The sequence below is a fragment of the Methyloceanibacter sp. genome (genome assembly GCF_049590335.1).
Taxonomy (GTDB): Bacteria; Pseudomonadota; Alphaproteobacteria; order Rhizobiales; family Methyloligellaceae; genus Methyloceanibacter.
Window position 1 is genome coordinate 1 of sequence record NZ_JBAWCQ010000016.1, and the last position, 12,396, is coordinate 12,396.

General features: G+C 62.2%; 12 protein-coding genes. 1 reads left to right on the forward strand and 11 read right to left on the reverse strand.

The genetic code is table 11. From position 1 onward, the window contains the following. Positions 1 to 723: ceramidase domain-containing protein (locus WBQ77_RS00910; protein ID WP_424058501.1), on the reverse strand; the 723-nt coding region annotated here is incomplete at its 3' end. A gap of 229 nt (positions 724 to 952) precedes the next feature. Next, the gene (aspS, locus tag WBQ77_RS00915) at positions 953 to 2,731 is read right to left on the reverse strand and encodes an aspartate--tRNA ligase (protein ID WP_424042672.1); all 1,779 of its coding nucleotides are present in this window, start codon (positions 2,729 to 2,731) and stop codon (positions 953 to 955) included. Positions 2,732 to 2,948: 217 nt separating this feature from the next. Here aspS and rnd point away from each other — a divergent pair, with 217 nt between their 5' ends. Continuing rightward, positions 2,949 to 4,121 (forward strand): ribonuclease D, encoded by a 1,173-nt coding sequence (gene rnd, locus WBQ77_RS00920; protein WP_424042673.1) that lies wholly within the window; start codon positions 2,949 to 2,951, stop codon positions 4,119 to 4,121. Here the strand turns inward: rnd and WBQ77_RS00925 are convergent. The 9 genes from WBQ77_RS00925 to WBQ77_RS00965 all read right to left on the reverse strand — a co-directional run bounded on the left by WBQ77_RS00925 (position 4,086) and on the right by WBQ77_RS00965 (position 12,126). Next, entirely contained in the window at positions 4,086 to 4,283 is a 198-nt protein-coding gene (locus WBQ77_RS00925) for a DUF2905 domain-containing protein (RefSeq protein WP_424042674.1), read from the reverse strand. The two genes, rnd and WBQ77_RS00925, sit on opposite strands and share 36 nt — an antisense overlap. 3 nt (positions 4,284 to 4,286) lie before the next feature. After that, positions 4,287 to 4,628 carry a MerR family transcriptional regulator gene (locus WBQ77_RS00930; RefSeq protein WP_424058503.1) on the reverse strand — a complete coding sequence of 114 codons (342 nt, stop codon included), beginning with the start codon at positions 4,626 to 4,628 and terminating at the stop codon, positions 4,287 to 4,289. After that, positions 4,628 to 5,572 carry a DnaJ C-terminal domain-containing protein gene (locus WBQ77_RS00935; protein WP_424042676.1) on the reverse strand — a complete coding sequence of 315 codons (945 nt, stop codon included), beginning with the start codon at positions 5,570 to 5,572 and terminating at the stop codon, positions 4,628 to 4,630. The genes WBQ77_RS00930 and WBQ77_RS00935 overlap by 1 nt, the downstream gene beginning before the upstream one ends. A 165-nt stretch (positions 5,573 to 5,737) precedes the next feature. Beyond that, on the reverse strand, positions 5,738 to 7,255 hold the full coding sequence (locus WBQ77_RS00940) for an exopolyphosphatase (RefSeq protein WP_424042677.1): 1,518 nt from the start codon (positions 7,253 to 7,255) through the stop codon (positions 5,738 to 5,740). Positions 7,256 to 7,264: 9 nt separating this feature from the next. Further along, positions 7,265 to 9,445, reverse strand: coding sequence for an RNA degradosome polyphosphate kinase (locus WBQ77_RS00945; RefSeq protein WP_424042678.1), 2,181 nt, complete (start codon positions 9,443 to 9,445; stop codon positions 7,265 to 7,267). 102 nt (positions 9,446 to 9,547) lie between these two features. Further along, entirely contained in the window at positions 9,548 to 10,225 is a 678-nt protein-coding gene (locus tag WBQ77_RS00950; RefSeq protein WP_424042679.1) for a hypothetical protein, read from the reverse strand. Next, positions 10,222 to 10,896, reverse strand: coding sequence for a CDP-alcohol phosphatidyltransferase family protein (locus WBQ77_RS00955; protein WP_424042680.1), 675 nt, complete (start codon positions 10,894 to 10,896; stop codon positions 10,222 to 10,224). Before WBQ77_RS00955 ends, WBQ77_RS00950 begins: the two co-directional genes overlap by 4 nt. Before the next feature lie 252 nt (positions 10,897 to 11,148). Further along, positions 11,149 to 11,913: a hypothetical protein gene (locus WBQ77_RS00960; protein WP_424058505.1), complete on the reverse strand. Its 765-nt coding sequence runs from the start codon at positions 11,911 to 11,913 to the stop codon at positions 11,149 to 11,151. A gap of 42 nt (positions 11,914 to 11,955) precedes the next feature. After that, positions 11,956 to 12,126 carry a hypothetical protein gene (locus WBQ77_RS00965; protein ID WP_424058507.1) on the reverse strand — a complete coding sequence of 57 codons (171 nt, stop codon included), beginning with the start codon at positions 12,124 to 12,126 and terminating at the stop codon, positions 11,956 to 11,958. Between the last annotated feature and the right edge of the window lie 270 nt (positions 12,127 to 12,396).

Consider the following 12,396-nt stretch of genomic DNA (forward strand, 5'->3'; position numbering starts at 1 on the left):
GGCCGGCAATGACTTCGTGCCGGTCTCGAGGCTCGCGCGCATCAGGAGGAAGAGCACCACTGCATTCAGAAGATGCCAGATGAAGTGAGTGCCCACGTCCCGGCCCTCAATCTCCACTTGACTGCAATAGGCCATGTCGAGCGACCGCAACAGAATGGACACCGCGAACACGACCGTCGCTGCGAGCAGATACGGCGTGGCCTTGTGCCGGCACTCGGCGACCAACATGCTGATGACGATGAGTGCGCCGAGGGCGGGCAGATAGCCGATGCTCCCGTTCAGGCAAACCTTGGCATCGGTTGCGTCGCCGGCCAAGCCTATCCCGCTGTCCCAGCAATGAATCTGCATCGATCCGGCGATGAGCCCTGCGAAAGCCACCACGAGGAGAACTGTCCATCCCGGCGGTACGTTCAAGAACCGGTTCAGGGCATAGCCGAGATAGACCAGCATGAACACGCCGATGGGGATGATATCGGCAAGCTCGGTGCCGCGATCCGCATAGACATGGAAGGCGGTGCTGCCGAAGCAGATCGCAAAGACAAGCGCTACGAACAGATAGTGGTCCGGGCTGCGTTGTTCCGGCGGCCGCCACAAGACGAGTTGCCAGAAGATCAGTGCGGCCAGAAAAAAGCCGGCATTGGAAATGGCGTTGATCGGTTCAGCCCACAGGGCCTCGCTCGTTCCCCGCTCGCAGTAAAGAAAGACGCGCTCGCCTAACGTCATGGTCCTCTGTCCTTTCGCACATCACTCCAGGAAAGAGTCCCCTCCCAACGACATGCAGAACACCGCCCACGGATTTGAGTCTGAATCCCAGACTGCATCCATCGTGTCGTATTTTCAGCCGTACCCTCGCAGCCATGTTAACTGGGAATGGCGCGCGCCGTCAGCGCTGTCATGAAAATGACGAAAGCGGAACCTGCTCGTAAGAGGCACAAAAGCCCTCGGCCACGCGCTAGCCTTTTGCTTTCTGCAGGGAAATCCGAATGCTGAGCTCTTTGAGCTGCTCGGGAGACACGTCCGACGGTGCGCCCATCAGCAAGTCTTCCGCCTGCTGATTCATCGGGAACATCACCACTTCGCGCAAATTTTCCTCGCCACAGAGCAGCATGACCATGCGGTCGATGCCCGGCGCGATGCCGCCATGGGGCGGCGCACCGTATTGCAGCGCGCGCAGCATGCCGCCAAACCGCGCTTCCAACTCTTCCGTCTGATATCCGGCGATGGCGAAGGCCTTCTCCATGATCTCCGGCTTGTGATTCCGGATCGCACCCGAGGACAGCTCCACGCCATTGCAGACTAAATCGTACTGGTAGGCCAGGACCTCCTCTGGCTCCATCGTGTCGAGCGCTTCGAGCCCGCCCTGCGGCATCGAGAACGGATTGTGCGAGAAGTCGATCTTCTTCTCGTCCTCGTTCCACTCGAACATGGGGAAGTCCACGATCCAGCAGAAGTCGAAGCGGCCTGAAGCGATCAGCTTCAACTCCTCACCGATTTTCGTGCGCGCCCTGGCGGCGAATTCCACGAACTCTTTGGGCAGACCCGCCACGAAGAACACGGCATCGCCGTCGGCAAGCCCCAGCTGCGTCCGGATCGCCGCCGTCCGCTCCGGCCCGATATTCTTGGCGACGGGGCCCGCCCCCTCGCCGTCGCGGAAGAAGATATAGCCGAGGCCAGGCTGGCCCTCGCCTTGCGCCCAAGAATTCATGCGATCGCATACCGCGCGGCTACCGCCACCCTCGCCTGGAATGGCCCAGACGCGCGCGTTCGCGTCCTTTTCGAGCATGCCGGCGAAGACCTTGAAGCCCGAGCCCCGGAAATGCTCGGACACGTCTTCCATTTCGATCGGGTTGCGCAGGTCCGGCTTGTCCGTGCCGTATTTGTGCATCGCCTCTTTGTAAGCAATGCGCGGGAATTTCGGCGTCACGGGCTGGCCGTTGCCAAAGTCCTCGAACAACCCGCGAATGATAGGCTCGATCGTGTCGAAAATGTCCTCCTGGGTGACGAAGCTCATCTCCAGGTCGAGCTGATAGAACTCGCCCGGCGAGCGGTCCGCGCGCGCATCCTCGTCGCGGAAGCAGGGCGCGATTTGGAAATAGCGGTCGAAACCGGCCATCATGATGAGCTGCTTGAATTGCTGCGGCGCCTGCGGCAAGGCGTAGAACTTGCCCGGATGCACACGGGACGGCACCAGATAGTCGCGCGCGCCTTCGGGCGAGGACGCGGTCAGGATCGGTGTCTGAAACTCGAAAAAGCCGGCGTCGCGCATGCGCTCGCGGATCGAGGAGATGATCTCCGCCCGCTTCATGACATTAGCGTGCAACGTCTCGCGTCGGAGGTCTAGGAAGCGGAACCGCAGCCGCGTCTCTTCCGGATAGTCCGGCTCGCCGAACACGGGCAAAGGCAGTTCGGCGGACTCTGACAGAATCTCCAGATCCTTGACCCGGACCTCGACCTCGCCTGTCGGCAGGCTCGAATTGACCGTGTCGTCGGAGCGGGCGACGACGGTTCCATCCACGCGCACCACCCATTCGGGCTTCAGGGTCTCGACTGTCGCGAAAACAGGCGAATCCGGGTCGGCGACGATCTGCGTGATTCCGTAATGATCCCGCAAATCGATGAACAGCAACCCCCCGTGGTCACGGATGCGATGCACCCAGCCCGAAAGGCGAACGATATTGCCGACGTCGGCGCTGCGAAGCGCGCCGCAAGAATGAGTGCGAAAAGCGTGCATGGCTCTATAATCTGTGGCGGAGGAACTGAAATGTTGCTGACGCCTCCGGTTCGAAGGCGAGCGGAACACCGCACGGGAAGGCTCCCCTTGTCAAGGCGGAGGGGCAGCTTTCGGCGCCCCTTCCAGCCCGATATGACCGCCGTTAGCCTCGTTTTTTTGGGCGCCGGCGCTTAGCCCCCTTGGCCATGCGCCTTCCATTAGGCTATATCCGCGATCCATGAATCTCATCACAACCACAGAAGATCTTGAGGCGGCCTGTGCCGACCTCGCAAAAGCCCCCTTTGTTGCGGTCGATACCGAATTCATGCGCGAGCAGACCTTCTGGCCGCGCCTCTGCCTCATCCAGATCGCCGGCGGCGAAACCGAGATCCTCATCGACAATTTGGCGCCCGAAATTGACCTGACGCCGTTTTTCGACCTGATGGTTGACGAGAATGTCCTGAAGGTTTTTCATTCCGCCCGCCAAGACATTGAAATCGTTCATCATATGGCGGGCGTCGTGCCGCATCCGATCTTCGACACGCAAGTGGCGGCGATGGTGTGCGGCTTTGGCGAGGCGGTCAGCTACGCCATGCTGGTCAAGCGCCTGCTGAGCCGCAGTCTCGACAAGAGCTCCCGCTTTACGGATTGGAGCCGCCGCCCGCTCTCGGAGCGGCAGCTGACCTATGCCTTGGGCGATGTCACCCACCTGCGCGACCTCTATCCCAAGCTCCAGGCCCAGCTCGATAAGTCCGAGCGGGCAAGCTGGCTCAGCGAAGAGATGGGCGTGCTGACCGATCCCGCCACCTACGAACTCCATCCGGAGCATGCCTGGCGGCGGCTGAAAATGCGGATCAAGACGCAAAAGGCACTCGCCGTGCTCATGGAACTTGCGGCCTGGCGTGAACGCGAGGCCCAGACTCAAGACGTTCCCCGCTCACGCGTTCTCAAAGACGAGGCGCTCTACGACATCGCGGGCCAGGCGCCGCGCTCGGCCGAGGACCTAGGCGCCTTGCGATCCTTGCATAATGGCTTTGCACGATCCTCGCGCGGCCGAGCCGTTCTTGAGGCCGTGGAGCGCGGCCTCGAGCGCGATCCGACCACGGTGCCCCCGCTTCAGCGCGGCGAGCCCATGCCGCCGGAAGCGCAAGCGGTGATGGATCTGCTTCGTGTGCTTCTGAAAGCCACGGCCGGACGCCATGGCGTTGCACCCAAGCTGATCGCCACCTCCGACGAGCTGGAACAGATCGCCCGATCGAATGAGGCCGATACGTCCGCGTTGCGCGGCTGGCGGCGCAAACTGTTTGGTGAAGACGCGCTGGCGCTCAAGCGCGGCGCACTGTCCCTCACCATCCGTGAAGGCTCGGTCACGGTGCTAGCGGCGGAAGAACCAGAAGACGCCGCCCAGTAGCAAAGCCACGATCAACCCCGTGGTGAAAGGCACATAGAAGTAGAAGCCGCCGAGATCCACGACGATGTCGCCCGGCAGTCGCCCAAGACCGTACTGCACGCTCGCCATCGTGAGTAAGATCACCAGAATGACATAGAAGACGGCCACACCGGGAGAGCGCATGGGCTAGCCCCTTCGCCGCTGCTCGATCCGCAGACGCACGGTCGTGCGCACCTCCGGCGGGAGCGCTTCGACGGCTTCGACGAAATTGCGCAGCTCCGAGCGCAGCCCGTGAATCTGATCGATGAGGCTCAAGAGGACCGACACGTCATCCTTGTTGAAGCCCATCTCGTCTTCAAGATTGCAGATCAGCGCCGCACGGGCTAGGTCGGCCTCCGAATAGCCCGGTGGCGCCACGTCTTCAGGGCTGACCGCCTCGGGCTTGATGAGTCCTTGGGATACGAATACACGCAACCGCGTCACCGTGAGGCGCGACACGCGCGCGACGATGTCCTCCTCGGTCAACATCACGCCTGCTCCTTCATCGTCCGCCGCGGGTCATAGGCGTGAGTCTGTTTCCACTCCTCGATGAACCGCTTGAGATCATCGTCGATCGTCTCGGGCATCGTCACGTTGAGCTTCACCAGCTGATCGCCCTTGCCCTTGACCCCCCGGCCCTTAAGCCGGAGCGTTTGCCCGGAACTGGCGCCCGGCGGCACCGTCATAGCCACCTTGCCGGCAATGGTCGGCACCTGCACCTTGCCCCCGAGCACCGCCTCGTCGAGGCTGATCGGAAGGTCGACCACAATGTCGTTGCCCTCGCGTGTGAAGACGGGGTGGGGCTTCACGCCGACCTCGACAAGCGCGTCCCCTGGGGGACCTTTGCCCAGACCCGGGTGCCCCTTGCCCTTCAGCCGCAGCACCTGGCCTCCGGTGACACCGGGTGGGATGGTCACGTCGAGCGTGCTCCCATCAGGCAATGTGATGCGCGTCTTGGTGCCGTTGACCGCGTCGAGAAACCCGATATCGAGATGGTACTGCGCGTCCTGACCCGGCATAGAGAAGCGAGCGCCGCCGCGCTGACCGCGGCCATGCATTCCTGCGCCGTGCATACCGGCTCCCCCACTAAAAATGTCGCCAAAGAGGTCGCTGAAATCGCCCATGTCCTCGTACCCAGCCGAGGAGCGATAGCGCGTCCCCTCCGGACCGCCGGCATACTCGCGGTAATAGCGCGCCTCTGGCCGCTCCTGCCCGCTCGCATCGATCTCGCCCCGGTCGTACTGCCCGCGCTTGTCCTCATCGTTGAGGATCGAATAGGCGGAGGAGATTTCCTTGAACTTCTCCTCCGCGGCCGTATCGCCGGGATTGAGGTCCGGGTGCAGCTTCTTGGCGAGCTTGCGGTACGCCTTGGTGATTTCATCGGCGCTCGCAGTCTTCGCGACGCCTAGAACGGAATAGAGATCCTCTGCCATCGGTATCTTAGGTCTGGGCCAATCTTAGGGCTTGGGTGATGTTAAAACGGGTGAGTTCAAAGAGTTTGGGGAGGCCACTTGTGGGTGTTTTTCCCTTTACTCCAAGTGATTTGGGGATTGCTTCTTCATTCAGCAAGTTCGCAAGGGAAACCTCGCGCTGCGCCGTCAACTGGCCACCATTTGAACCGGTGCACTCATGCGGATCTCCGGCTCGCACTCTAGAAGGTTGGCCAGCGTTTTGAAGCGGCGGCTGACGCGTTCGCCTTCGAGATCGGCGTAGGGCTCCGGCAGCGTCCAGATCAGCCGCTCCCCATCGTAGATGAGTGGGGTGTGCGGTAGGACGCCCGGCATGGCCGCCGATACCATATGGGCAACACGGAACGCCGCTCCCAAGATTCTCGCACGCTTCAGGGCGTCCTTGTCGACCAATTCGACCAGGCCCTGGCTCAACTCGTCGCTCACCACACCCTCGTTGCGGTAATAGGCAGTAAGCGCCAGAAACGCGCGGCCTGGGTGATCGACACCCACGAGATCACCATTCGCGATCAGGTTGAGACTTTGGGCGCCGCGATAATCGGGATGCGCGCGCCAGCCGATATCAGACAGGAGACACGCGGCATGGCGCAGCCGGGTCTGTTCGGGCGTCTCCACCGGCCCCGGCACACGAAAGAGCCCATCGGTCCAGGCCAGCAATTCTATAGCATTCTCAATCGAGCGCGACCTTTGCAGCGCGAGCGTTTGACAGGCCTCGATCAGCGGATCCTTCGCCCGTTCCTCGGCGCTGAGTAGGCTGTATAGCAGCCCCTCGCGGATACCAAAGACCGACGTCACGATGGATCGGGGCTTCATCTGCTTGATGAGCCGTTCGAGCACCAGGGCGCCGTAGGGCAATGTCTCCCGCCGAGCGCTGGAAGTATCGCGCAAGCCCGGCATGTCGTCGTCTAAGCGGCCATACAAACCCGAGATAAACTTCAGCAAGTCCTGCGCGCCCATCCGGTAATTGTGCATCACGCGCAAAGGGTAATCCGTCTGGGCCATATGTAAGCGCGCCACGGCCCGCCAGGTCCCACCGATCGCATAGAAATCACGGCCCCGACCCTTTTCGAGCCAGCCCACCTTTGAAAACTCCAAATCGATGATCTCGCGCGCCTTCTTGAGGTTCCCGCCGGAGACGTCGATCAGACGTAAGCCCCCGAGCGGCAGTGTCAGGGCATCGGACAGACGCCCGCCCCGCACGTCAACCAGCTCCAGACTGCCGCCGCCGAGATCGCCGACGAATCCATCAGCCGCGTAAATTCCGGACACGACCCCGAGCGCGGCGAGTTCCGCCTCCATCGTACCGGACAGCACAGTGACTTTGGTTCCGAGGACCTCTTCAGCTTTGGCGATGAACTCGGGGCCGTTCTTCGCATCGCGCGCGGCCGCCGTGGCAATCACCTCGGTCCGGTGCACATGAAGTTGGGAGATCAGCGCGCGAAAACGCCTGAGCGCCCTCAAGGCGCGCGCGACGCCGGCCGGCTCGAGGCTCCCGGTGGTCGCGATCGACCTGCCCAGCCCGCACAAGACCTTCTCGTTGAAGAGCGGAGCGGGTACGTGGGTGGCGCTATCGTAGACGATGAGCCGAACCGAGTTGGAGCCGATATCGACCACCGCGACCGGCGCACGTTTCTTCCTCCCAACCATGCGCAGAGATTAGAGGTTCTCCTCGACCCGCGTAAAGCGCGGAGGCATGTTTTCCGGTAGAGAAGTGCCCCGTCCGGACAGACTGGGATTGGTCATGAAGTAATTTTGGGCGCTGAAGGGCTCCTCGCCCTCCTCGACATTGATCCGCACGGAGTTTCCGTCCGGCAGAACGCGCCAGCTCTGAAGGTTGTCTTTCAAATTCGCCACCATGATCTGATCGAGAATCTGCTCATGCACCGTGGGATTCTTGATGGGCGTCATGGCCTCGACCCGGCGGTTGAGGTTGCGCGGCATCATGTCGGCGGAGCTGATATAGATCGCGGCCTTCCGGTGCGGCAGACCGTGGCCCGCGCCGAAGCAATAGATGCGGGAGTGTTCCAGGAAGCGTCCGACAATGCTCTTCACGTGGATATTCTCCGACAGCCCCGGCACGCCGGGCCGCAGACAACATATGCCCCGGCAGACGAGGTCGATCTCCACGCCCGCCTGGCTCGCCTCGTAGAGCGCATCGATGATCTCCGGATCGACGAGGGAGTTCATCTTCATCCAGATTGCCGCCGGCCGTCCTGCCTTGGCGTGGTACATCTCCTCGCGAACGTGATCGAGAATGCGGGCCCGGATGCCGCCAGGCGAGACCGCCATGGCCTCGAGTTCTGCCGGCTCGGCATAGCCCGTCACGTAATTGAAGATCCGTGACAGATCCTTGCCGATCGACCGGTCGGCCGTGAAATAGGACAGGTCCGTATAGATCTTGGCCGTAACCGGGTGATAGTTGCCCGTCCCCACATGACAGTAGGTCGCCAGCTCGCCGCGTTCGCGGCGGACAATGAGGCTGAGCTTGGCATGGGTCTTCAGCTCGATGAAGCCATAGACCACCTGGACGCCCGCGCTTTCCAGATCGCGGGCCCATTTGATGTTGGCTTCCTCGTCGAACCGAGCTTTCAGCTCGACAACCGCCGTCACCGATTTGCCTGCGTCCGCCGCGTCCTTCAACGCTTCGATGATCGGGGACGTCTTACTGGTCCGATAAAGCGTCCACTTGATCGCGACCACGTCCGGATCGGCCGTGGCCTGCTTTAGGAACTGCAGCACCACGTCGAAGGATTCGTAGGGGTGATGAACCACGATGTCCTTTTTGGCGATGGCCGCGAAGCAATCGCCATGGTGCTCGCGGATCCGTTCGGGGAATCGGCTGACATAGGGCGGGAACTTTAGGTCCGGACGATCGGCCACAATGAGCTGGTCCGTGTCGGCAAGCCCGATCAGGCCCTTCTGTACGAAGCTCTCGCGCTCGGTGACCTTCAGCTCCTGCATAACGAAGCGCTGCAACCGCGACGGCATGGTCGCTTCCATCTCGAGCCGGATGACCGAACCGCGCTTCCGGCGCTTGAGAGCTGATTCGAACACGCGGACGAGGTCTTCCGCCTCTTCCTGGACCTCGATATCGCTGTCACGCACCACCCGGAACGCACCCTGGCTCCGCACCCTGTAGCCCGGGAAAAGCCGCGATACGAAAATGCCGACCACGGTTTCCAGGCGGACGAAGCGAATGCCCGTGCCGTCGTCCGTGTCTTGCGGCAAGCGGATGAAGCGATCGAGCTGCGACGGGATCGGCAGAAGCGCGTGCATGGTGCGGAACGATCCTTCGCGCACCAGTTCCAGTCCGAGCGTGAACCCGAAATTCGGGATGAATGGGAACGGATGGGCGGGGTCGACCGCGATGGGCGTCAGCACCGGGAAAATAAGATTGAGGAAATGATCCTCGAGCCAGTCGCGCTCCCAATCCGTGAGTTGATCGGCGCTGAGCACGTGAATGCCGGCTTCGCCGAGCTGCGCCTCAAGGGTCACCCAATTCTCTTGCTGGAGTGCCGTGAGATCGGCAACAGAGCGATTGATCCGGTCGAGCTGTTGGGCCGGCGTCAACCCGTCCTGGCTCGGCGTCTCGATCCCGGCCACCATTTGCGCCCGAAGTCCGGCGACGCGAACCATATAAAACTCATCGAGATTGTTGGCCGAAATCGACAGAAAGCGCAGGCGTTCCAGCAACGGTTGGCGATCATTCTCCGCCTCCTCCATCACGCGCTTATTGAAGTTGAGCCAGGATAGCTCGCGATTGAAGTAGCGGCTTGGGCCATAGGCCGCGATTCGGGCAACCGCGCCCTCCGGCTCTATCGTTTCCGGAACGTTCATCGATATCCTCTTGAAATAAAGCGCATTGTGCGCCCGGCAGCGCCGTCATGTTAAGCGTACAACTGTATCACCAGCGTAACGGTATAGGTCAATTCCGGCTGGTTACTCCATCGTCGCAGGCGGCCCAAGCGCCTCCACGACGAGCTGCCGGCTGATCTTGCGGCCCGAGCGCAGAGCGGCGCGATCGACGGCATCAACGGCTGCCGCGGCCGCCTCCAGCGACCGGTCGATCCGAACCGCCAGGAATTCCAGCACCTTCGGTTCGATCGTCAGCTGACGGTCGGAGAAATGCTTCAGCATTACCGTGCGCAGCAGCGCCTCGTCCGGCGCGCCGATCGCGGTCACGGGCACGGCACTCAAACGCGACAGTAGATCCGGCAGGGAGAAGGACCAGCGATTGGGGCTGACCCGGGCCGTCAACAGAACGGAAAAGCGTTTCTCGCGGGCGAGGTTCAGGAGATGGAACAGCGTCCTTTCGTCGAAGCCGGCGCGGTCGGCATCCTCCACCGCGATGGACGAGCACGGAGCCCGCGTATCGAGCGATGCAATATCCAGCGTCGCCGGATCGAGCGTTTCCGCACAGGACCGTTCCTGCCAGACCCGAACGAGATGGGTCTTTCCGCTCGCCGCCGGCCCGACGAGAACCTGCACGGCGCCCTGCCAACCCGGCCACGCATCGACCATCCGCACCGCGGCGAGATTGCAGTCGCTGACCAGAAAATCCTCTGCGCCCAGAGCCGCCCGGTGCGGCAAATCGAACGCAAGCTGACCGGGACTCACGGTGTCCGAACCTCAGGCCGGGAAGCGCCGTTCCCCCCATTCTTCGCGCATGCCGCGGTACCGTCCGCACGCGATGTGTGGCCGGCGGGCTGGGACGCATTCCCCTTGGAGCGCAACCTTGGCTCAGGGGGCTCGGGCTCGTAGCTCATCATGTGCCGGAGCCATCCCAGGAAATAAGCAGAGGCGGATAAGATCGTCAGGCCACCGGTGACCCAGATCCACACACTGATCAGCCCGTCCCAGCCAAACCCCAGCCCCAGCTTGGCGAGCACGAGGCCGGCCAGGGCGATTTGCGTGAATGTATTGATCTTGCTGACGATGAGCGGCTTGACCTCGACCGGACGCCACATGATCCAGGCCAGAACCACCGCGCCTACGATGAGAATATCGCGGCTGACCACGGCGATGACGAGCCAGACCGGCAAGTGGCCGGCGAGCCCCAGAGAGACGTAGATCGCGACGAGTAGGGCCTTGTCGGCAATCGGATCGAGATAGGCGCCGAGTTCGGTCTGCCAGCCATAGCGCTTGGCCAGATAGCCATCGGCCGCGTCCGAGATCCCTGCCAACATGAACACGATGAAGGCCGCGAAGAAACTTTGATCGATGATGAGCCAGACCAGAAGCGGGACGGAAACGATCCGCGCGAATGTCAGCGTGTTAGGGATATTCACCGGCGCTTCTCCAGAGCGTCTTTCTTCGGTCTCTTTACTGGCGTCTCGGCCGCATCGCTTTTTTGCATTTGGCACGGAGACTATCAGACTGCCATCGGCGCGGGGCCGAATTTCGGCGAACGGTTCGTCTCAGGGAAGCGGCATGCCATTACCCGACACGGATCACAAGCGTGCCGTCCCGCTCGAAAGGGCCAATGCCGTTCTGCGCGAGCACGGCCTGCAATCGATCGGCCGATCCGGCGTAATCGAATGTCACTGAGACGGCATGGGCGGATCGGGATGTGACCGCGAAATCGCGGAGCCCCTCCATCCGCTGAAGCCCAAATTGAATCTGCTGCAATCCCTTACGCTGAAGAACTCAATGACCGCGCCAACGCGGCCCAGAGCCGCCTCGTCCATCTCGGGCACCTGGTCCGGATAGAGCGACCCGCGCCCGAGCAACCCATCGGCGGCCTTATCGAACCCAGGATCGAGCCGCTTCTGCCAGCGCCGCTCGAGCGTGGTAAGCGCCAACCGGGCAACCGCGTCTACCGCCGCCTTCAGGTTGCGGCGTTCGACCGCAGCGGTGACGGTGGCATCGACCCTACCCACCGCATCCTCGCCAGCAAGACGGACACGAAAGAAGCCGCCCGTGATCTCGGCCGCGGCGATGACGAGACCGCCATAGCCATAGACGCTGCACAAATCCACATAGGCGTCCGAGTCGCCGGCCAGAGCCGCCCGGACCGTCTTTGCATCGAGCCCGTCGCGAGGTGCGGCCAGCTTCGCCGGGGCGACCCCATTCTTAAGACCTAAACCCTCCCAGGCCCCCCACCAGTCCGTGATCGCATCGTTCGCGACATCATCGCCTTCGAGCACCACCGGCAGGATTGAAATGGCCGACCCGGGCGCATCGACGAAAGGAATGGAGCGGCTGATCAAGAGTTGTTGCACGGCGTCCGGATAGAACCGCACATCGAGGACGTCGATATAGCGGGTGGCGGAGGCCTTCTCACTCCGGATCGCAATGCCCGCCACAAGCCCTTCGATCACACTGTGGGAGAACGTGGGCAGGCTGACCTATGAACTGAGCGGCATGAGCCGGGCGAGCAGCGTCTTCATGGCCCGTGTCTCCGCCTCGGCCATGCCCTTCTCCCGCGCAATCACGGCATCCTTGGCCGTGACGTCCACATGGACCTCCGCGACATTGTAAAGGCTGGCGGCAGCAGCAAGCTCCGGACCTGCCAGCAAGGCAGCCCCCAACAGGGCGGCGCGACTCAATCTGGCAGAAAATGGCGCCAACCGCCTGAAACCTTTGCCTGACTGAAGTCCCATCGACCGCTCCCCGGCCCGTCGCCGGACGTATTCGTCCGGAAACCTTCGCGCGACGATCAACACCCGGCCTTTCCGCCTCGAGGTCTCTTGCCTGTGGCGCCCGTGCCTGCCAAGAGTGTTATGACAGAATTCTGGAACATGCACCCCGCTTGGCCGCGGCCCCGAAATCTCAACGCTCACACGACC